Origin of the sequence: Mucilaginibacter sp. (assembly GCF_028288205.1) — a bacterium.
Taxonomy (GTDB): Bacteria; Bacteroidota; Bacteroidia; order Sphingobacteriales; family Sphingobacteriaceae; genus Mucilaginibacter.
The window spans coordinates 46,517-67,556 of record NZ_JAQBOD010000010.1 but is presented as its reverse complement, the minus strand read 5'-3'; the positions used below and the strand labels follow the sequence as shown (position 1 = coordinate 67,556).

The window sequence follows — 21,040 nt, the reverse complement described above, 5'->3', positions numbered from 1 at the left end:
TTAGTTTTACCGCCCTATTAGCACCTTCGCCTTTGTTTTATTCAACAGCGTAACTATTATAAATGTTAAGCTATATACTATAATCAAACGCGTTAACATATACAACCATACTTCGCCATAGCTTAGTGGGTTAATATCAAACCTTAACGATACAAAGATGATTGGCAATAGCATAGCTACTAATATGTAGTGGATAAGATAAATACCGTAAGTAGTTTCGCGCGATTTTAAATATTTGGCGAACCCGAAATTTTTGATCTTTATCAACAGGAAAAAGAAACAAAGTGAATACAAAATGTTACTTAGCCGCAGCGTGTTATATGGATCCACACTATGCAAGGTTTTAAGGTGTTGAATTTCCCATATACCCGATACCAGCGTTACTGTTGATAATGCTATCCAAAGCCAGATAGATGTTTTATCAACCCACTTTTCCAGTGTGCTTAAATGTCGATTAAACAGTGCGCCCAACCATAAAAAAAACACAAAACCAAATATAGCGGTGGAGTGACGCGGTTCTATCCACTCATTATAAATGTTGAACATATATAATATGGTGAACAAAAACAGAGTGGCACCAAGCCAGTAAGAGTAAAGCCAGCGTTTAAATATTAATAGTATGCCTATACAGATAAGGAAATTGGGGATGAACCAATAGCTGGTGTACAGGTAAATATTTTTAGCATAGTCAAGCACCGTCAAACCAAAATGTGGCTGAAACACGCCCGAATTAAATTTGTATGCTATAACTGCGTCATTCAAAACTTTCATCGCCAAAAAAAATAACGACCAAAACACCCAGGGAGCAATGGTATTATCAACACGTCTTTTTAAATATTGATAAGGGGTGTAAGTGGTAAATTTTTCACCTATTAAAAATCCTGACAGCAAAAAAAACGCTATAGTGCCAAATTTTATAAACTGAATAACAGATACAAACGTAAGGATACTAAGTTTATCAGTTGGGTGATAGGTGCTTTCATCAAACGAAAAACAATGCTCCACCACAATACTTATCATTGCAATGGCACGTATGGAATCTATAAACTTATAATTTTTTTTGGCTGGTGCTTCGTTAACTAAATTCTGCATAATTCGTGGCAAATATACCAATCCTTGTCATTTCGAAATAATAACGCTATGTAAGTAAATGGTTGCAATCATCACCAAGTAAAAAAGCCACCCGTATTACGGATGGCTTTTTTTGTTATAAGGTTCAGTTATTAATTCAATTTAAAGCCAAAGCCCATTTGTAAAGCCTGGTTACGGTAAGCAGGTACAAAGCTGTTACCATTTGTGTTTCTTCCTTGCAGATCAACAGCGTAACGGGCATGCAATTCTATAGTGTGGCTAATATTTATACCCATTCCAACAACACCATCAACTAAAAGATTGCTTCCGCTGATGTCATAATTTTGTTGGGCCGCTGATGAAAAGCCACTGCTGAATTTACTTGATGAGGCGATCATGTAAGACACTTGCGGACCTACGTAAAAATTAATTCTGGAACCGGCGTGAAACTTTGCCAGTAACGGCGCGTCAATAAACTGTGAGCGCAGTGTAAAATTCCCAAATGGGGTGTTTGCGCTATATCCTTTTTGTGAATATAATATTTCTGGTACAATAGCAAGGGTGGTATTAACCGGCAGATCAAAAGAAAACCCCGCGGTAAAACCCGCTAAGCCGCTGGTATTAAAATTAGTGCCGCCTGTTGTGCTTGATAATGCTGCACCTGCTTCAAATGTTACGCTTGGCAGGCCGGCGCCGGATAGATCGGCACGGTCGCTGTTTAAAAATGTTTGAGCACTTACACTTCCTGCAATCAGCAGTATTGTGGCTAAAAGGATAATTTTTTTCATTATATTATAAATTATATACTTTAAATGAAGTGTTCTTAATTTAAACCCGTGTAAAAAAGTTGTAATAATTAACTTTTTAATAACTGTTACTACGTATACGGCGTTTAATAATAAAGAGTTGCAATTTTTTATCATTTTAATTTACTTTTGGTGTATGCGCCGATTGAAAAAAAATTTACTACCTGTTTTACTACTGATCTTTAATCTTTTTACCCTGGATGTTCTTGCCCAACAGGATAACTATATCCAGACATTGAGCCACCAAAATCATTGGGTAGATTCTGTATATAAAAGGCTGAGTCGAAAGCAAAAAGTAGCACAATTGTTTTTTGTAAGAGCACATACCAATAGGGGGGTGGCTTATGAAGACTCTGTAGCTAAAGTTATCAAAAGCCAACAGGTGGGCGGGCTGGTGTTTTTCCAGGGTGGCCCGGTGAGGCAAGCTGATCTGACCAACCGGTATCAAAAAATATCCAACGTGCCATTATTAATAGCTATGGATGGGGAGTGGGGGGTTGGAATGCGGTTAGATTCCACTATATCATACCCTTATCAAATGACTTTAGGAGCCATACAGGATAATAGCCTGATCTATAAAATGGGGCAGCAGGTGGCTTATGATTTTAAACGGTTGGGTATGCAAATGAATTTTGGGCCGGATATGGATGTAAATAATAACCCCAATAATCCGGTTATTAACTACCGGTCGTTTGGTGATAATAAATACAATGTTGCAAAAAAGGGAATAGCCTATTTTAAAGGTATGCAAGATGCCGGGCTACTAACTACCGCAAAACATTTCCCCGGTCATGGTGATACCAATGTTGATTCGCATTTTGATTTGCCGCTGTTGCCTTTTAGTGTTGAGCGGTTAGATTCGTTGGAAGAATACCCTTTCCGCGAAGCGGTAAAGGCGGGCATAGCTGGTGTAATGATAGCTCATATGAGCATACCGGCTTTGGATAGCACCAAAAACCAGCCATCTACGCTATCTAAAAAAATTGTGACCCGCGTATTAAAAAACGAGTTAGGGTTTAAAGGACTGATAGTGTCTGATGCGATGGAAATGAAAGCCGTAACCAAATATTACCCTGACGGTGAAGCAGAGCTGAAAGCCTTTTTAGCAGGTAATGATATTATTGAATTATCAGACGATTCTAAAAAAGCAATACAAAAAATAAGACGTGCCGTGCGTAGGGGCGATATACCCGATGAACAGTTTGAAGCGAAGGTTAAAAAAGTGCTGGCTGCAAAATATTGGTCGGGATTAAATAATCTGCATGAAGTTTCTACAGAACATTTATTTGCTGATTTGAATAGGCCTGCCGCCCGTGAACTGGTACAACAACTAAGCGATGCCGCGGTGACTTTACTAAAGGGTAATGCCCAAACACTGGAGCTTAACCCCATACAAAAAACAGCTATTATAAGTATTGGGGTTGATAAAGCAACGATTTTTCAAACCGAACTGGCTAAATGGTATAGCAACAGTACCCTATTTACCATAAACAAAAGTACCTCGGTTGCCGAGCTGAACAGGATGCTGGAAACCTTAAAAGATTATGGGCAGGTTTATGTAGGTATACATGATACCCGCGCCCGCCCGCAAAGTAAGCTCGATTACAGCAATGGCGTTAAAGAATTTATTACCGCTTTGGCCGAACATAATAATACGGTGATAAGCGTTTTTGCAAACCCATATACCATTGCCGGTTTGCCGGGCATTGAAAAAAGCGGCGCCCTTATTGCCTGCTACCAAATGAGTAATGAACTGCAACGGGCAGCAGTAAAAGTAATTACACAGCAATTAAAGCCAACGGGCAAATTATCCGTGAGCGTAAATGTGTATTTCCCTAATGGGGCAGGTTTATAAATAAAATAATTTTACACTATATGGTGACACAATTTTGCCAGTGTGTAATGCATTCAACCTATATCAATTTATTAATTATAACAGTTTATCACATCCTCAACCGCAAGGATACAGAGCGCCCAAGTGCCTGAACAAGGTTAGGATCAATTGTGTTGCTTTTATCTTTTTGTATCCAGGTTTTATTATCCATAATTAATTCCACCTTTTCCCCGTTAAAAATTATTTCTAACTCGGTAGTGTTTTTATTGATAAGGTTAGTATTAAGTATTTGATAAACATAATCTTTGTCATCAAAAGTAATCCGTAGCGGTAATCCCATAGTCTCAATCCTCCGGCGGTAAAGATAACTGTTGTAAATGCTATTATTATTTATAATTGTTAAATAAATAGGAACCTTACAATCGACGATGTTTAATCATAAGGATTAACTTAGGATTTTATTATCTCAAGTAACTTTTCAGGATTTTGCCTATTATCCCAAAACGCAGTGATTATTATTTGACTCTCTGTAAATTTATACAAGATGCTAAAATGCCCTATTGCTGAAATTCTGTTTCGGGGTATATAGTTGTTTTATATGATTCGGGGTGAGATAAAATAACCTTGATTCTTGCAGAAGTTAGTTTGATAAGTTTTTCTGCATAAGTAGCTGACCTGTTTCTTGATGTCCAATATCTTAAAATTTCCCGCCTTTGTTTTGCAGCAGTTTCAGTCCAGACTATTGTCCTTTTAGCCATTCCAGGTCATTCTTGTCTAATTGATCTTGAGAAATCAATCTGCCTGCTTCAATGTCTTTATCACTTAACTTCAACATTAAAATTTGTTCGTTACTAAGTTTAACTGAATCAATATTTACATCGCTTTTTTCAACCAATTGGTTTAAAGCAAGCAGGTATTCTTTATTTGATATAGCAAGTAGCTTATCTATTAGATTATTTCTTAAAGTGTCAACGGTTGCCATACATCAAATTTAAATAAAAATCAGGTTTCTTATATAAATAATTTTGTTATTCTTTTTTGTTAGCATATTCATATCACTCATCCTTTGCTATCTTTACTAATGCTATCTTTACTAAACAATGATCTCATCCAATCCCAATAAATATAATATCAAATTTCAGGAAGCATTGGCCGGTTTAAACCCCGAGCAATTGGCTGCCGTAAATAAAATGGACGGCCCGGTGTTGGTTATTGCCGGCCCCGGTACAGGTAAAACACAGATACTGGCTGCCCGCATTGGCAAAATATTGACTGATACCGATGCGTTGCCCGGTGAAATACTTTGCCTTACTTACACCGATGCGGGTGCAGTAGCCATGCGCAAACGCTTATTTGAGTTTATTGGGCCCGATGCTTACCGCATACATATTTATACTTTCCATGCTTTTTGTAATGAGGTGATACAGGAAAACCTGGAGTACTTTGGCAAATTGAATTTAGAGCCATTATCTGACCTGGAATCGGCAATGCTTTTCAGGGAATTGGTAGATGATTTTCCGAAAGACCATTTACTAAAGCGTTTTACGGGCGATATTTATTATGATGTACCCCGGTTAAAGAGCCTGTTCTCTACCATGAAGCGGGAAAACTGGGATGAGCAATTTATTGAAAAAGCTATAAACGAATATCTGGATGACCTGCCTAACCGGGAAGAATTTATATATAAGCGGGGAAATTCTGCCAAAGGCATAAACATTGGCGACCCCAAGCAAAAAGATATTGATGCCGCTCATGACCTCATGAAAAAGCTGCTGGCTGCTGTGGTTGAATACCAGCGCTATGATGCCAAAATGAAAGCCAGCGGGCGATATGATTATGATGATATGATCATTTGGGTATTAAAGGCTTTCCGTGAAAATGAAGAGATACTACGCAAGTACCAGGAACGCTATCATTATATTTTGGTGGATGAGTTCCAGGATACCAGCGGATCGCAAAATGAGTTGCTTAAGTTTTTGCTAAATTATTGGGAAACACCAAACGTATTTGTGGTAGGCGATGATGACCAATCCATCTTCAAGTTCCAGGGTGCCAATATGAAGAACATTTTAGATTTTGCTAATGATTATGTAAGTACGCTATCAACCGTTGTGCTTAAACATAATTACCGTTCTAATCAACATATTCTTGATATTTCTAAAGCACTCATTAATAATAATAACGAGCGTTTAACACGGCAGCTGGCTTTGGATAAAAGCTTACAGTCGTCGCATTCACGTTTTGATGAACTGGTGGTAAAGCCGGTTATACGCGAGTATGAAAATCCCGATCAGGAAATGGTTGATGTAGCCATCAGCATAAAACATTTGGTAGAAAAAGGTACGCAGCCGGGAGAGATAGTTGTTATCTATCGTAACCATAACCAGGTAGAAGATCTGATACATTTTTTAGATACCCAAAAGATAGCGGTTAACACCCGCCGGAAAATAGATGTACTAACCATTCCGTTTGGTGAAAAGATCATAAACATACTGCGCTATTTGGCTATGGAGCTTAATTCGCCTTATAGCGGGGATGAGTTGTTGTTCGAGATCATGCATTATGATTTCTTTACCATAGCACCTATAGAAATTGCCAAGGCAAGCATAGCGGTATCAAAAGAGAATTTTGTTACATCTACCAATAATCAGCCCAAAACATCATTGCGCCGGTATATACATGAAATGCGCGCGCCCAAACAACCCAACCTGTTTGATGCCGAGCTGAATACGGAAATGAAATACCTCATTAATAATATTGATGAGTTGATAAGTGACGCGGTAAGCATTACACTACAACAGCTTTTTCAGCAGGTTATTGGTAAAATGGGTATCCTGCGGTATATTATGCACCAGGCAGATAAGGGAACTTACATGCAGGTGCTCACTAATTTCTTTGATTTTTTAAAGGACGAGAGTCGCAAAAATCCCGAAATAAAATTAGCCGACCTGCTGGCTACTATCGATACCATGAAAGAACACCGTATCCGGTTGGATTTGAATCAGGTTATCTATTCTGATAATGGTGTAAATTTCTTCACTGCGCATGGTTCAAAAGGACAGGAGTTTGAGCATGTATTTTTTATTGGATGTGATAAAAAGACGTGGGACAGCAAAGGCCGCAATACAGGTTTCAGTTACCCCGATACGTTGACACAAGCTACAAATGATGATATCGCTCAAAAAGAAGAGTCAAGGCGATTGTTTTATGTAGCACTTACCCGCGCCAAACAATGCCTCATGATATCATATGCGAATAAAGATAAAAAGGGCAAAGAGCAGGAGTCGTCACAATTTATAGGCGAGATACTGGCTGATACAGATATGGTTATCGAGCATCCTAAAGTTACAGAAGCCAATATGCTGGAGTTTTATACCACTCAGTTTAGCGAAGCTGATAAACCAAAGGTTGAGCTGCTGGATACCAATTATATTAACCAATTATTACAAAATTATACCCTGTCGGTAACGCATTTAAATAACTTTTTAGATTGCCCGCTCAGGTTTTATTTCCAGTGTTTAATTAGGGTGCCGTCTGGTAAAAGCCCGTCGGCAACATTTGGGCAGGCTGTGCATTGGGCGCTCAACAAAGCCTTCAGGTGGTTAAAGGATGATGACGATAATTTCCCATCGACCGAACAGTTTATGAAAGAGTTTAAATGGTACATGTACCGTAACCGCGATTCGTTCACCAAAGAAGAGTTTAAGCTGCGTGTTGATTATGGCGAAAAGATATTGCCGCCATATTATGAGCAAAACATTACCAAATGGAACAAGGTAGCAGTAACTGAGCGGAGTATTAAAAATATTGAAATAGAAGGCGTACCTATAAAAGGCAACTTGGATAAAATAGAGTTTGAGGGTAAACAGGCTACCATTGTTGATTATAAAACAGGCAAGCTAAAAAATGCCAAAGACAAGTTAGTTGGTCCAACAAATGACAAACCCGAAGGCGGCGATTATTGGCGCCAGGCTGTGTTTTATAAAATATTAATAGACAACGACCGCAGTAACGATTGGGAAGCAACAACAACCATTTTTGATTTTGTTGAACCCATAAGCGAGGGCGAATATCATAAAGAAAAGATTGTTATCAATCCGGATGATGTTGCATTGGTGACAGACCAGATCACCTCAGTTTACCAAAAAATTATAGCACATGATTTTAATAGCGGCTGCGGTAAAAAAGAATGTGATTGGTGCCATTTTGTACGCAGTAATTTTAAACAAGTTGACGGCATGCTGGCGGTTGTTGGGGATGAGGAAGAGTAAAATTTGCCACAATAAAATGGGTGTCATGCTGAAATAATTAAAACTCGCACTTCTTAATCATAACGCTTGCCGGCGGCGGCCCAAACCACCATTAAACAGGATGCCGATATAAAGCAAATGGTTGATGAGGTATCAGCAAAAAATTGAGGTTAACATTATTTAACAGTTTGTTATTTCACACTCTTTTTCTGCACAATATAATATCCCGCAATAAACACTATTGCAGATATAGCAATACTCACAAAAACATCTTTGGTAAAAATATCAATTACCATTTGGGAGTTGTCTTTGCCTTTTGTATGCGGCATCATAGTTTTTAACGCCATCATGGGAGAGGCGTAGGGGAACCAAAAATCGTATTCCCAATTGGCTGTAGCCATAATTACACCGGCTATTGTACATACAAACCCAATACCCATTGGCTTTAAAAAATCGGCCCAAAGAAGGCTCAGCAAAAACTGAATAGATAAAATACCTAAAGCTGATAAAAATAATTTAAAGTAAACCTGTAGCAGCATTACTTCCATGTGGTATTCAGAAAACTTTAACTCGGGTTTTAAAAGGCCCAATAAGTTGCCAAAGCCAATGGTAAAAAATGCAAAAAGGCCCAGGCTTAAAATAACCAAAAAGAGTGCATATAAATATTTGGCCGAATAAACCGACCATTTGGCTATAGGCAAACTGAATAATGTTTTCCAGGTATCGGCCTTATGTTCAACGCTGTTTACAGAGTAGGCAACAAATATTACAAACATAGGCAGCAGTAATGAACCCATTATGCCTAATATGGCTCCCGAAAAACGCATCCAAAGTAAAACACCCGGCATATTGGTCATTTTTTCACTTTTTACATAAAAGCCAATAAAAACCAATAGGGTTAATATTAATGGTAACAATATAGCTGCCCAAAATCCTAATGTTTTACGGCTCTTATAAAATTCAGACTGTAGGGATAGTATAAAGCCTTTCATTATGCCGGGGTTTGGGTAATGTCTAAGAATAGTTTTTCAAGGTCCTTTTGTACTTTATGTATACTGTAAATTGTATACCCGTTTTTATTAAGCAAGGCATTGATCTGCCCGGTCTTTTCTTTTGATTGGTAAGTTACACATAGATAATTGTCATTAACATCAATAACATTATAACCGCTTTTTGAAAGCAGGTTTGCCGCGTCAACAGTATTGTTAGCTTCAATACGTACCAGGGGTTGACTTATCGACTCCAGGTCTTTTATCTCTCCTTGAAAAAGCAATTCGCCATTATTAATAATGCCTACATGGGTGGCCATACGCTCAATTTCGGCTAATAAATGGCTTGATATAAAAACAGTTTTATTGTGTTTGCTTACCAGCTTTTTTAATAGCTCGCGTATTTCAATAATACCATTAGGGTCAAGGCCGTTAGTGGGCTCGTCAAGTATCAATAATTTGGGATCTGATAATAAAGCCAGTGCAATTCCTAAGCGTTGTTTCATCCCCAGCGAATAATTGCCGGCTTTTTTATGCGCCGCCTGGGTTAGATGCACCAGTTCCAGCATTTCGTCAACACGGTTTTCAGAAATTTGTAACAGGATGGCCCGGTTAAGCAAATTTTCTTTACCGGTAAGGTGCGCGTAGATAGCAGGCTGCTCAATAAGCGATCCTACCTGCGATAATATTTCTTTACGATGGGTTTGAAAGTCCAGATCGAATATGCGGATGCTTCCTTCCTGTGTTTGCAACAGGTTTAACAGTAATTTTATAGTAGTGGTTTTCCCGGCGCCATTAGGGCCAAGAAAACCATATATGCTTCCTTCCGGAACTTGTAGTGATAACGATTTAACAACCGTTTGGCTACCAAAATTAAAGGTTAATCCTTCGGTTTGGATTACCATACATCTTGCTTGCCAATTGAGCAAACAGCTTTTACAAGGGTTATGCCTTTAAAAAACAACGAGGTGTGCACTGAAGTAGTAGCTACATCATTATTTTGTTTCTTTTGTTCAAACTGATAACTAATGCCCATAATTAATGCAAACATTACCGGAGCAAGTAACAGTATAAATGGATTTGTGTTGGTAAACAGCTTTTTCATTGCGAGTGATTTTTGATACAACAAAGGTGTACTAAATAAATTGACCCTTAAAAACATTTAGACCAACCACAGTAATTTGCAGACGAACGCTAATTAACTGTTTATGCCAGTTCATAGATAATAAATGACAGTTCATCGATGAAATAGATAGCTGTATATAAATTATAGGTGGCCCTAAATCAAAATACTAATTTTGGGAGCAATGAAGAAAAACTGGCAAATATTCTGGCACATATTAATTTGGATAAGTATTATCGCGTTCTTTTTGTTTTTAATACATAACGATAAGATGACAATGCATCGCACCCTGGTCATTTTTGTATTGTATGGGAGTATCAACATAAGCCTTTTTTATCTTAATTACCTGCTGTTTATTCCCCGCCTTTTAAACCGGAAACGTTATGGCATGTATGCTGTAGCAATGGTGTTTACTATAATCATATATGGGGTCGGCAAATATGGGGTCGGTCTTATGTTTAAACAAGATGTGCTGGTACATATGAAGGTAATGATGAGTTTCTGGTCATATTTCACCAGCACACTTTTTGTGAGCATTATATTTTTATTCCTGAGCGTTGTACTTAAATTTAGTGTGGATTGGTTCCTGAACGAGCGTATACAACGCGACCTGGAAAACCAACGTCTTAGTGCAGAGCTTGCTTTTTTAAAATCTCAGATAAATCCGCATTTTCTGTTTAACTCATTAAATAGCATATACTCACTGGCTTATCAGCAATCAGAGAATACACCCGGTGCTATACTCAAGCTATCAGAAATAATGCGCTATATGCTGTATGAGTGTAATGACAATAAAGTTGATCTGGCTAAAGAGTTACAATACCTGCAAAACTATATCGACCTGCAAAAAATAAGATTTGGCAATAAAGCTTTTATTGATTTTAAGATAGATGGGCAGGTAACAGACCAACAGATAGTACCATTGCTATTGATAGCTTTTATTGAAAACGCCTTTAAACATGGCATAGCCAATGATTCGCTTTCGCCTATTCGCCTATTGATAAGCGTTGACCAGGAGCATTTGCATTTTTATATACAAAATAAAAAGCATAGTAATAACCGCGATGATATGGGTGGTATTGGGTTAAATAATGTTAAGCGCCGGCTTGATCTGTTATATGCCGGAAAATATAATTTAGATATACGAGACGAAATTGATACCTACACTTGCGAATTATCCTTAGTTTTATAATATGATAAGATGCCTAATAGTTGATGACGAGCCTTTGGCGCTGCATATACTGGAAGACTATATATCCAAAGTGCCGTTTATGGAGTTAGTTAAATCTACAACTAACCCTATTGAGGCTTTAACGCTGGTACAGGATGGTAATATCGATCTTGTATTTCTGGATGTGCAAATGCCCGAGCTTACCGGCATACAGTTTCTGCGCATAGCTAACGGCAAAACTAAAGTAATATTAACCACAGCCTATCCGCAATACGCGTTAGAGGGTTATGAACTCGATGTGGTTGATTACCTGCTTAAACCAATTGCTTTTGATAGGTTCTTTAAGGCAGCGCAAAAAGCACAAGGCATAATTCAGCCATCAAAAGCCGCGATAGCCGAGCCTGTGCAGGTGCAGCAGCAACAGGATTTTATGAGTGATTTTATTTTTGTTAAGAGCGAGCATAAAATACAAAAGGTGTACCTGCATCAAATATTATTTATTGAGGGGTTAAAGGATTATATCTCCATATTCACTACTCTCGAACGTATTATCACCCTGCAAAACATGAAGAAGATGGAGGATACTCTGCCCGAGAAGCATTTTATCCGTGTACATAAATCATACATAGTGGCGCTTAATAAAATTGACAGCATAGAGCGCAGCCGTATCCGGATAGGCGATAAGATTATCCCTGTGGGTGATACTTACCGGGATGAGTTTTTTAAGATCATTGACGGGAAGAATATTTAGCCCCCTGGCCTCCTAAAGGGGAGTTTTTTTGATTAACTAATTTCGCTAATTAATCCACTATTGTTCCCTCCTTTAGGGGGTTAGGGAGCTGCCCTAAAGCTTTCTTTATTCTGTTCTCGGCTTCGGCAACCAACTCATCAACAGAGGATGTTCCGGGTTCAATTGGTTCAAGTACTTCCCAGGTCATGGGGGTGAAGGTGTTAAGGGGATATAAGCCGTAACGTATTACTTTCCATGAATTTTTTATGGCGATAGGTACCAGTAGCGCGTTGGGGCATTTTTTAAGGATGATAGCTATACCGCCCACCTGGAAGGTTTTTACCTGCCCGGTTTTAGAGCGGGTGCCTTCGGGGAATATTACTGCCGACCAATTATTTTCTTTCATACGGATACCCATTTTACTCATTTCCATTAAAGATTGACGCGAATCCTTACGATTGATATTTGCACCACCGCCATATTTTAAATTATAGGATATAGATGGTATGCCTTTTGTCAACTCAATTTTTGAAATGAATTTAGCATGATATTTCCGCAGGTACCAAATAAGCGGCGGAATATCTAACATACTTTGATGATTAGCCAAAAAAATTATTGGCCTGTTTACAGGTAAATGCTGGTTATTAATAAACGTTACCGTATTACCCAGGATGTAAACTGTGCCGGTAAGCAATAAATTTAAAAGATCAACAGTGCTTTTATGTGCTTTATAACCAAAAAAGCGGTAGCTTATCCATTGTATAGGTTGAAATATGCATAGCAGCAATAAAAAAGCCACAATAGCAATTGGTGATAAAATGTAGCCGAGAAACTTTTTCATGAATTAATTAATCGCGCAAAAGTAAAAATATTTTAATAATTACTCAGGCAGGCTGTTTTCCAGCAAGAGTAATTTTACTTTTAAAACTGCCGCTACTGTTACAGAATCGGTAATTTCGCCCGCACATACCATGCGGTAAACTTCCTCAAAAGGTACCTTTTTTACCAGTAATTGCTCCGTTTCCTCGGGTTCTGCTTCAAATTGTTCCAAACATCGCGCTACGTAAATAATGCATAACTCATCACTTACAGAATTACTTAGATGCATGCGCTGTACTTCGGCCCATTTTGCAGCTTTTAAGCCGGTTTCTTCCAGTAATTCGCGTTTTGCCGCAGCTAACGGATCATCATTTAATGGTCCGCCGCCTTCGGGTATTTCCCAACTGTACTCATTAAGTGCAAAACGGTATTGGCCCACTAAATAGGTATTCATATCATCATCCAACGGAACAATACCAATGGCCCGGTTTTTAAAATGTACTTTACCATAAATGCCGGGATTGCCTGATGGATTGATAACCTGGTATTCGGTTAAATTTATCCATGCATTATCATAAACTTGTTTTTCAGCTAAAATTTGCCACGGATTTTCTTCAGGGTGTTGCATAATTGTTTTTTGATCCCTTAGCAATTTCATGGTTTGATATTATTAGGTAATAAAAAAGAGCGATGGGTGATCCATCGCTCTAAATTAGAAAAATCAATTAAAGATATTGTTATAAACCAAAAGCTTTCTTTACGTTATCAACATAATCCAGCTTTTCCCAGGTAAACAGTTCTACTTCTTTTTTAATTACTGTACCATCATGATGGGTAAACGTTTTGGTTACAATCTCGCTTGGTTTACCGAAGTGGCCGTAAGCAGCGGTTTCGCTATAAATAGGGTTACGTAATTTAAAACGGGTTTCGATAGCATACGGGGTCATATTAAATATGGCCTCTACTTTTTTAGCTATCTCACCATCGTTAAGGTTTACTTTCCCTGTTCCGTAGGTATTTATGTAGATGCCCATAGGCTGTGCAACACCAATAGCGTATGATACTTGTACTAATACCTCATCACAAACACCGGCAGCAACCAGGTTTTTAGCAATGTGGCGCGTAGCATACGCTGCAGAACGGTCAACCTTTGACGGGTCTTTGCCAGAGAATGCGCCACCACCATGGGCGCCTTTGCCACCGTAAGTATCTACAATAATTTTACGGCCGGTTAAACCTGTATCGCCATGCGGGCCACCAATAACAAATTTACCGGTAGGGTTAATGTGGTATTTAATGTCGTTGTTAAAGAAGTGAGCATATTTAGGATATTTAGCTTTTACACGAGGTATTAAAACGCCTACAATCTCTTTACTGATCTTGGCCAGCATAGCTTTCTCTTCGTCAAAGTCATCATGTTGGGTAGATATTACAATAGCATCAATGCGGGTTGGCTTGTTGTTATCATCATACTCTAACGTTACCTGTGATTTTGCATCCGGGCGAAGGTATTTAATTTCGGTATTTTCACGGCGGATAGCTGCCAACTCAATTAATAAAGCATGGGCAATATCTAAAGCCAACGGCATATAGTTATCAGTTTCTATAGTAGCATAACCAAACATCATGCCCTGGTCGCCTGCGCCTTGCTCTTCTTTAGCCTGACGGTCTACACCCTGGTTAATATCGGGCGATTGCTCATGTATTGCTGATAATACGCTGCAAGAGCTTCCGTCAAACATATACTCGCCTTTGGTATAACCAATTTTGTTAATTACCTCGCGGGCTATTTTCTGCACATCCAGATATGCTTTTGATTTTACTTCGCCGGCTAAAAAAACCTGGCCGGTGGTAACTAAAGTTTCGCATGCAACTTTTGAATCAGGATCAAGAGCCAAAAAATTATCAATTAAAGCATCCGATATCTGATCGGCAACTTTGTCAGGATGTCCTTCTGATACGGACTCCGATGTAAATAAGTAGGGCATATTTTTTTATATATTATGTTTTTATTATTATTATGTACAATAAAAAAGAAGGATTTAACTGAACTCTTGTAAAGAAGCAGGGTTTTAGCACTTTTTTACGTGGTTGCAATCCGGTTCAATGCTCTTGAACAACTAAATCAGTCCACTATTATGCGCCAAAAATAAAACAATTTTTACAAAGTCGAAAATACATTTACTTTTGGCTACTGAAAATATATTATATAGTTGAAACGGAAAACGTTATTTATTATAAATCCTATATCGGGCGGGAAGAAAAAAGACGGTGTGCCACAACTAATTGGAAAATATTTAGATGTAGAGGCCACTATAGTATTTACAAATCGTGTATCGCATGCAAGCGAAGTAGCTGCATCGGCTATTAATAATTACGACCTTATAGTTGCTGTGGGCGGTGATGGTACGGTAAATGAAGTAGCATCGGCCCTGGTGGGCAGTAACGCTGTATTAGGCATCATTCCATGCGGATCTGGTAATGGTCTGGCCCGTTTCCTGGGTATCCCTATGGATATGCAGCAGGCAATAGAGCATTTAAATACAGGCAGGATAGCAACAATAGATTCTGCGCAAGCTAACGGTAAGCCATTTTTTAATATGGCGGGCATGGGTTTTGATGCACATATAAGCGAGGTATTTGCTCATGGAAAAAAGCGGGGCTTTATTACCTACATCAAATCATCTTTACAAGAAATATTAAAATATAGGCCGCAAACCTATCATTTAGAAATTGATGGGATCAAGCATAGCTATAAAGCTTTTATGCTAAGCTTCGCTAACTCATCACAATATGGAAATAACGCGCATATATCCCCGCAAGCTTCGGTGCAGGATGGGTTGATAGATGTTTGTATAATTAAGCCTTTTCCATTATACCGTTTTCCTGAATTAGGGATACGTATGTTTACCAAAACTACAAGCGGGTCTAAGTTTGTAGAAATTATTAAAGGCAGGCATATAATTATTAAACGAGATACTCCCGGGCCAATGCATTTGGACGGCGAGCCTGAAATGACAGGTAACGAAGTTGAAATTAATGTTTTGCCCGGTTCATTAAAAGTAATTGTAGGTAATAGTTTTAAATAGTGAGTTTATGAGTAAGAGCTCTGGTTTATCTTACAATACTTCAAACCCCATCACTCAAAACTTAAAGTCATGTCAAAAAAGAACAAAAACTCTGCGGGTATCATGTATTCCACTGATCCTGACTTTAAATACCAGGAAAATAATAGTGCAGGCCCGGGCACCTTACCCCCGCAGCAACAAAATTTAAAAATTTACCTTGATAGAAAAGGTGGCGGCAAATTGGTTACTGCAATAGGTGGCTTTGTAGGTGCAACCGCTGAGCTGGAAACAATTGGAAAAAAACTGAAAACAAAATGTGGTGTTGGTGGATCAGTGAAGGATGGCGAGATATTAATACAGGGCGACTTTAGAGATAAAATTATAACACTATTGCAAGCCGATGGATATAAGGCTAAAAAAGCGGGTGGATAGACGCTGTATTTTTGCCAAATTTTAATGTTATAACAACTACCAATCCAAAAAATGGACAAATCAAAAAAAAGTTTTAAAAAATTTGCTATCGACTAATTTTTTAGTTAATATTGTGTATGATATTAAAAGGTTATCCCGTTACTTGTTTTGGCATATATGATTACTGATAACTACGCCATCATTTTGCCTTGCTATAAATAATCTTACTGAATAAAATAACGGGTATTATTTGTTTAATAATACGGATTGACAATATAATTAGGTAAAATAATGACAGATAGTGTCTTTTTTACACGCTTTTTTTTGAAAAGCATGTAAGAATGCTGCTGAAGAAAGTAATAATATCAAAAAGGTTTAATTATAACAGTATAATTACACAACTTTTATAAATATTGCTTGCTATTATAAAAAATAATAAGTTTTATTGTAAAATATTGTTTGAACAAATATAAATTTTGCATTTCCAAACGTTATAGGGGTGCTGCTTATAAAATCAATGCTATTAATGCATTAAATAATTAATAAAGAGTAACAAAAAGTTTTTTTATTTCATTAAAATTCTATTTTTGTTATCCGCTTTAAAAACGCAATTAACTAACTAACTAAAATAACAAAAACTAAAAACTAAAATTTAAAAAGTAATGGCAAACGCACCAACAAAACCAACTACCGTTCAAAAAGAAAGCTCAAGTGCATCTGGCATGTTTGCGACCTTGACAATCCCACTTTGTATTATTGTTTCAATATTGATTTTTATATTGATCCTTGCAGACCCTAGTCACTATAAAGGTGGTGATGTTGCAGCTGGAGAGCCGGAAGATATATTCGGAATTGTACACAGAGGTGGATACCTGGTGCCATTGGTTATGGCATATGTATTAATGGTAATTGTATTCTCTATAGAGCGTTTTATCGTTATCGGTAAAGCATCAGGTACCAGCAGTATTGATGCCTTTGTTAAAAAAGTACAAGGATTCCTTAACACAGGCAATATTGATGCAGCATCAGCCGAATGCGATAAACAAAAAGGATCAGTAGCTAACGTTATAAAATCAGGTTTGAAAAAATACCGCGAAATGGAAACTGACGTAACACTTGACGTAGATCAAAAAACTTTAGCTATCCAAAAAGATATTGAAGAAGCAACAGCTTTAGAAATGCCGATGTTAGAGCAAAACTTAACTATCATTGCTACATTGGTATCAATTGGTACATTAACAGGGCTGTTAGGTACAGTGGTTGGTATGATCAAGGCCTTCCATGAGTTGGCAGGATCAGGCGCTAATACAGCAGCGTTATCATCAGCTATCTCTGAAGCATTGGTTAATACAGCTTTGGGTATCAGTACTTCGGCTATATCTATTGTAATGTACAACGTATTTACATCTAAAATTGATAGCTTGACTTACGCTATTGACGAAACAGGTTTCAGCATTGTACAAACATTTGCTGCAACACATAAAAACAAATAAATTTTAGTGTTAATATTCCGGTCCTGCGGCGTAGGGCCGGAAATTAATTAATTAATAATAACACTATATTTAAATAAAGTAATTATGCCTAGAGTAAAAGTTCCAAGGAAGAGTACAGCGATAGATATGACCGCCATGTGCGACGTAGCTTTCTTGCTGCTTACCTTCTTTATATTATCAGCAAAACCAAAGACCCAGGACCCGGTTCATGCCGACATTCCGGCTTCAACATCCATACAAGCTTTGCCTGAGAATGATTTCTCAACAATTCTTGTGGCGCAGGGTAAAGCTTTTTTTAGTGTTGAAGGTGCCGAGATTCGTATGGAAACATTAAAAGGAATGGGCGATCAATACAAAATTGCATTTACTCCTGAAGAGTTAAAGCAATTTGCAGCTTTAGAAACTGTTGGCGTGCCAATAGCTAATTTAAAGCAGTTTTTGGCTTTGAGCCCTAAAGAGAGAAGCTCTGTACAGCAAAACGGTGTACAGGTTGATACTACAGACAACAATGAATTGTACTGGTGGATTAAAAATGCCCGTAAAGCCGACATTGTTGTACACAATAAAGAATTAAGAATAGCTATAAAAGGTGACAGTAAAGAGGAGTATCCTACAATTGCAAAAATAATAGCTACGCTGCAAAAGCAAAAAGTTAACAAGTTTGGTTTAATCACATCGTTAAAAACGGTAACAAAATAAAAAATTATGGCAGAATTAGATACCTCCGGCGGGGGTAAAAAAGGCGGCGGTAAGGTAAGGAGTAAAAAGTCATCAACACGTGTGGATTTAACAGCCATGGTGGATTTAGCCTTCTTATTGATCACCTTCTTTATCCTTACAACCACGTTACAGAAGCCTAAAGCAATGGATTTGGTTATGCCGGACAAGGATGAAAAAACCAAAAATCAATTACCTGTTCCTGAAACAAGAACGATGACAATATTGTTAGGATCAAAAAATAAAGTAGAATGGTATATGGGTATGCCTAGCAAACCTTTAACCGCTCCAACTGTTGAAGGATTTGGTAAAACCGGTATACGTAAAACCTTACTTGAAAAGGGCCAGGAAGTTTTGGCAAGGTCAGGAAAGGATATGATCGTTCTGATTAAACCTAGCAGCAAATCAACCTATTATGATATGGTTACTATCATGGATGAGTTAAATATAGTTAACAATCAATCACGTGCTATAGTTGACATTTCCCCGGTAGAAATTGACTTATTAAAAAGGGATAATATTTATTAAAAATTAACGTAAAAATTTAAAGCTTCAAATAATGCTAGGATCTAAATTAGACATATTAAAGCAGGAATGGATCGACGTTGTTTTTAGCGGACGAAATAAAGCTTATGGTGCATACGATTTAAGAAAATCGAGCCCACGGAACACCAACCGTGCGCTTGTCTTCGGTGCCCTGTTCTTTATCTTCGTTATATCGTTACCAACAATTATCAATAAAATTGAGGGGTTCATACCTAAGTCAATTCCAAAGGTAAAGATCACAGATGTGGTACTTACCCCGCCGCCGGTTGATAAAAAGCTGCCGCCGCCGCCGCCACCAGAACCACCTAAGCCAAAAACTGACCAGGTGAAGTTCCCTCCTCCGATTGTAAAGCCGGATAATGAGGTAAAAGAAGAACCACCTACAGTTAAAGAATTGAAGGTAGCTGATCCTGGTCAAAAAGACCAGAAAGGTGATCCGAATGCCGATATCCGTATAGATGAGCCGGTAGGTAACTCTGATACCAAAGCGGTTACAGAGGATGAAAATAAAATATTTAGCCAGGTAGAAAAACAACCGGATTTTCCGGGCGGTTTAGAAGCATTTGGCAGATATTTAAGTAAAAATATCCATTACCCTGCTATTGACCGCGAAAACAATGTTACAGGTAAAGTTATTTGCCAGTTTGTTGTTGAAAGAGATGGCAGCTTAACCGATATTAAAGCTTTGCGCGGCCCAAGCCAGTCTACTATGGATGAAGCTATACGCGTATTAAAAGCATCACCTAAATGGAGGCCGGGCATACAAAATAATCGTCCGGTGCGTGTAATGTATACCGTACCAATTAGTTTTACATTAGGAAGCGAAAACTAATAATGCCGTTTAAGTTTCATAATAAGCAGAAATCGCTCAAAAGGCGGTTTTTGCTTATTTTAGGAGCAATAGCATTTATTTGTTTCGTTGCCCTGGGGCTTATGGTAATGTTTTGGGATCAGATATTACCAGATTATGGATACAAAAAAATACTGCTTGGATGTTTAATAATTATCTATGCGGTAGTACGCTTTGCACGTTTGCTAAGAAAGGAAGAAGGAGAGGAGGATGAAAAATAAGGCTATATGGGTTTCAATAAGCTTATTATCACTTGTAGGATTTCAATCCTGTAAAGAGAAAGTAAATACCCAAAATGATACGGTTAACTCTGGTACAATTAAATTTGTTGCAGATGAATCATGTCAGCCTATAGTGGATGAAGAGGCCTATGTTTTTGAAAAGCTAAACCCTAAAGCCAAACCTGATATTTTATACAGGACGGAGAATAGCGCTTTAAGGCTTTTATTAAATGATAGTGTACGACTTGCAATTTTAACACGTGAGTTAAACGCAAGTGAAATAAAGATATTAACTGACAGAACTTTACCACCGGTTAGCCACCGTTTTGCTATTGATGCGATTGCATTAATTGTAAACCAGGCGTCAAAAGATACGTTGATGACTGTAAGTGAAATAAAGAAAATGTTGAATGGGCAGACGAAAACAGATATAAATATCGTTTTTGATAATCCTAACTCAAGTTTAGTAAGATACCTGAAAGAATTTTCGGGCAACAAAGACTTTAAACTTAAAAATATTTACGCTGTCAAAACAAATAAGGAAGTAATAAAATATATAAGCCAGCATCCGCAGGCGATAGGTATAACCGGCTTTAGCTGGTTAAATGATCCGGATGCAGATTATGCAGATGCTGTTAAAAAAGTTAAGATAGTAGCTGTAGCTGTAAAGGATGAAAATAGTAAAGATGCTCCTAATCAATACTTTAAACCATCTCAAACAACATTGGCATTAAAACAGTATCCTTTAATAAGGAGCTTGTACATTATAAATAGTACCGGAAAGATGGGCCTGGGCGCCGGATTTGCTTATTTTGTGCTGGGTGAACGGGGACAAAGAATTATTTTACGATCAGGTATATTACCTGATTCAATACCACAAAGAGAAATTAATATTAAACACAGTTATTAAATTACATAATTAAATTAAAATTATAATAAGC

The 21,040-nt window shown here is 37.8% G+C and carries 22 protein-coding genes; 12 read left to right on the top strand and 10 right to left on the bottom strand.

Annotated features, from left to right (window positions below; translation table 11 throughout):
* Positions 1 to 6: 6 nt before the first annotated feature.
* Together JWR23_RS02035 and JWR23_RS02030 are read right to left on the bottom strand one after the other, a co-directional pair.
* Positions 7 to 1,092, bottom strand: a complete 1,086-nt coding sequence (locus JWR23_RS02035) for an acyltransferase (protein WP_299512296.1) — start codon at positions 1,090 to 1,092, stop codon at positions 7 to 9.
* 131 nt (positions 1,093 to 1,223) lie between these two features.
* Positions 1,224 to 1,859 carry an outer membrane beta-barrel protein gene (locus tag JWR23_RS02030; RefSeq protein WP_299512294.1) on the bottom strand — a complete coding sequence of 212 codons (636 nt, stop codon included), beginning with the start codon at positions 1,857 to 1,859 and terminating at the stop codon, positions 1,224 to 1,226.
* A 154-nt stretch (positions 1,860 to 2,013) separates the two neighbouring features.
* On the opposite strand from JWR23_RS02030, the gene JWR23_RS02025 reads away from it, so the two are divergent.
* Positions 2,014 to 3,732 carry a glycoside hydrolase family 3 N-terminal domain-containing protein gene (locus JWR23_RS02025; protein WP_299512292.1) on the top strand — a complete coding sequence of 573 codons (1,719 nt, stop codon included), beginning with the start codon at positions 2,014 to 2,016 and terminating at the stop codon, positions 3,730 to 3,732.
* Positions 3,733 to 3,820: 88 nt separating this feature from the next.
* Here JWR23_RS02025 and JWR23_RS02020 read toward each other — a convergent pair whose 3' ends face one another.
* Both JWR23_RS02020 and JWR23_RS02015 read right to left on the bottom strand, forming a co-directional pair.
* Positions 3,821 to 4,051: a hypothetical protein gene (locus tag JWR23_RS02020; protein ID WP_299498755.1), complete on the bottom strand. Its 231-nt coding sequence runs from the start codon at positions 4,049 to 4,051 to the stop codon at positions 3,821 to 3,823.
* A 399-nt stretch (positions 4,052 to 4,450) separates the two neighbouring features.
* Entirely contained in the window at positions 4,451 to 4,693 is a 243-nt protein-coding gene (locus JWR23_RS02015) for a hypothetical protein (protein ID WP_299512290.1), read from the bottom strand.
* A gap of 118 nt (positions 4,694 to 4,811) precedes the next feature.
* Between JWR23_RS02015 and JWR23_RS02010 the strand changes: the two genes are divergently transcribed.
* Positions 4,812 to 7,982, top strand: a complete 3,171-nt coding sequence (locus JWR23_RS02010; protein ID WP_299512288.1) for an ATP-dependent DNA helicase — start codon at positions 4,812 to 4,814, stop codon at positions 7,980 to 7,982.
* A gap of 170 nt (positions 7,983 to 8,152) precedes the next feature.
* On the opposite strand, the gene JWR23_RS02005 is transcribed toward JWR23_RS02010, so the two are convergent.
* Genes JWR23_RS02005 through JWR23_RS01995 form a run of 3 tightly spaced genes read right to left on the bottom strand, consistent with a single transcriptional unit; the run spans position 8,153 to position 10,055 of the window.
* Positions 8,153 to 8,953: an ABC transporter permease gene (locus JWR23_RS02005; RefSeq protein ID WP_299512286.1), complete on the bottom strand. Its 801-nt coding sequence runs from the start codon at positions 8,951 to 8,953 to the stop codon at positions 8,153 to 8,155.
* Positions 8,953 to 9,855, bottom strand: a complete 903-nt coding sequence (locus JWR23_RS02000) for an ABC transporter ATP-binding protein (protein ID WP_299512283.1) — start codon at positions 9,853 to 9,855, stop codon at positions 8,953 to 8,955. Before JWR23_RS02000 ends, JWR23_RS02005 begins: the two co-directional genes overlap by 1 nt.
* Positions 9,849 to 10,055, bottom strand: coding sequence for a hypothetical protein (locus JWR23_RS01995; RefSeq protein ID WP_299512280.1), 207 nt, complete (start codon positions 10,053 to 10,055; stop codon positions 9,849 to 9,851). The genes JWR23_RS02000 and JWR23_RS01995 overlap by 7 nt, the downstream gene beginning before the upstream one ends.
* A 202-nt stretch (positions 10,056 to 10,257) precedes the next feature.
* Here JWR23_RS01995 and JWR23_RS01990 point away from each other — a divergent pair, with 202 nt between their 5' ends.
* Together JWR23_RS01990 and JWR23_RS01985 are read left to right on the top strand one after the other, a co-directional pair.
* Positions 10,258 to 11,265: a sensor histidine kinase gene (locus JWR23_RS01990; protein WP_299512278.1), complete on the top strand. Its 1,008-nt coding sequence runs from the start codon at positions 10,258 to 10,260 to the stop codon at positions 11,263 to 11,265.
* 1 nt (position 11,266) lies between these two features.
* Complete coding sequence (locus JWR23_RS01985; protein WP_299512276.1) at positions 11,267 to 11,995, top strand: LytTR family DNA-binding domain-containing protein; 729 nt, start codon at positions 11,267 to 11,269, stop codon at positions 11,993 to 11,995.
* A 49-nt stretch (positions 11,996 to 12,044) separates the two neighbouring features.
* Here JWR23_RS01985 and JWR23_RS01980 read toward each other — a convergent pair whose 3' ends face one another.
* From JWR23_RS01980 to metK, 3 genes are all read right to left on the bottom strand, one after another.
* Positions 12,045 to 12,815, bottom strand: coding sequence for a 1-acyl-sn-glycerol-3-phosphate acyltransferase (locus JWR23_RS01980; protein ID WP_299512273.1), 771 nt, complete (start codon positions 12,813 to 12,815; stop codon positions 12,045 to 12,047).
* A gap of 39 nt (positions 12,816 to 12,854) precedes the next feature.
* Positions 12,855 to 13,421 (bottom strand): NUDIX hydrolase, encoded by a 567-nt coding sequence (locus tag JWR23_RS01975; RefSeq protein WP_299512348.1) that lies wholly within the window; start codon positions 13,419 to 13,421, stop codon positions 12,855 to 12,857.
* A 109-nt stretch (positions 13,422 to 13,530) separates the two neighbouring features.
* The gene (gene metK / locus JWR23_RS01970) at positions 13,531 to 14,781 is read right to left on the bottom strand and encodes a methionine adenosyltransferase (protein WP_299512269.1); all 1,251 of its coding nucleotides are present in this window, start codon (positions 14,779 to 14,781) and stop codon (positions 13,531 to 13,533) included.
* A gap of 225 nt (positions 14,782 to 15,006) precedes the next feature.
* On the opposite strand from metK, the gene JWR23_RS01965 reads away from it, so the two are divergent.
* The 8 genes from JWR23_RS01965 (at position 15,007) to JWR23_RS01930 (ending at position 21,009) form a co-directional block, all read left to right on the top strand.
* Positions 15,007 to 15,882, top strand: coding sequence for a diacylglycerol kinase family protein (locus tag JWR23_RS01965; protein ID WP_299512265.1), 876 nt, complete (start codon positions 15,007 to 15,009; stop codon positions 15,880 to 15,882).
* Between the two features lie 69 nt (positions 15,883 to 15,951).
* Positions 15,952 to 16,293, top strand: a complete 342-nt coding sequence (locus JWR23_RS01960; RefSeq protein WP_299512262.1) for a translation initiation factor — start codon at positions 15,952 to 15,954, stop codon at positions 16,291 to 16,293.
* 641 nt (positions 16,294 to 16,934) lie between these two features.
* On the top strand, positions 16,935 to 17,765 hold the full coding sequence (locus JWR23_RS01955) for a MotA/TolQ/ExbB proton channel family protein (RefSeq protein ID WP_299512257.1): 831 nt from the start codon (positions 16,935 to 16,937) through the stop codon (positions 17,763 to 17,765).
* An 84-nt stretch (positions 17,766 to 17,849) separates the two neighbouring features.
* Complete coding sequence (locus JWR23_RS01950; protein ID WP_299512253.1) at positions 17,850 to 18,464, top strand: biopolymer transporter ExbD; 615 nt, start codon at positions 17,850 to 17,852, stop codon at positions 18,462 to 18,464.
* A gap of 6 nt (positions 18,465 to 18,470) precedes the next feature.
* Positions 18,471 to 19,010, top strand: a complete 540-nt coding sequence (locus JWR23_RS01945; protein ID WP_299512248.1) for a biopolymer transporter ExbD — start codon at positions 18,471 to 18,473, stop codon at positions 19,008 to 19,010.
* Positions 19,011 to 19,041: 31 nt separating this feature from the next.
* Positions 19,042 to 19,860: an energy transducer TonB gene (locus tag JWR23_RS01940; protein ID WP_299512245.1), complete on the top strand. Its 819-nt coding sequence runs from the start codon at positions 19,042 to 19,044 to the stop codon at positions 19,858 to 19,860.
* 2 nt (positions 19,861 to 19,862) lie between these two features.
* Entirely contained in the window at positions 19,863 to 20,099 is a 237-nt protein-coding gene (locus tag JWR23_RS01935; RefSeq protein WP_299512241.1) for a hypothetical protein, read from the top strand.
* Positions 20,089 to 21,009 carry a PstS family phosphate ABC transporter substrate-binding protein gene (locus JWR23_RS01930; protein WP_299512238.1) on the top strand — a complete coding sequence of 307 codons (921 nt, stop codon included), beginning with the start codon at positions 20,089 to 20,091 and terminating at the stop codon, positions 21,007 to 21,009. Before JWR23_RS01935 ends, JWR23_RS01930 begins: the two co-directional genes overlap by 11 nt.
* Positions 21,010 to 21,040: the final 31 nt, after the last annotated feature.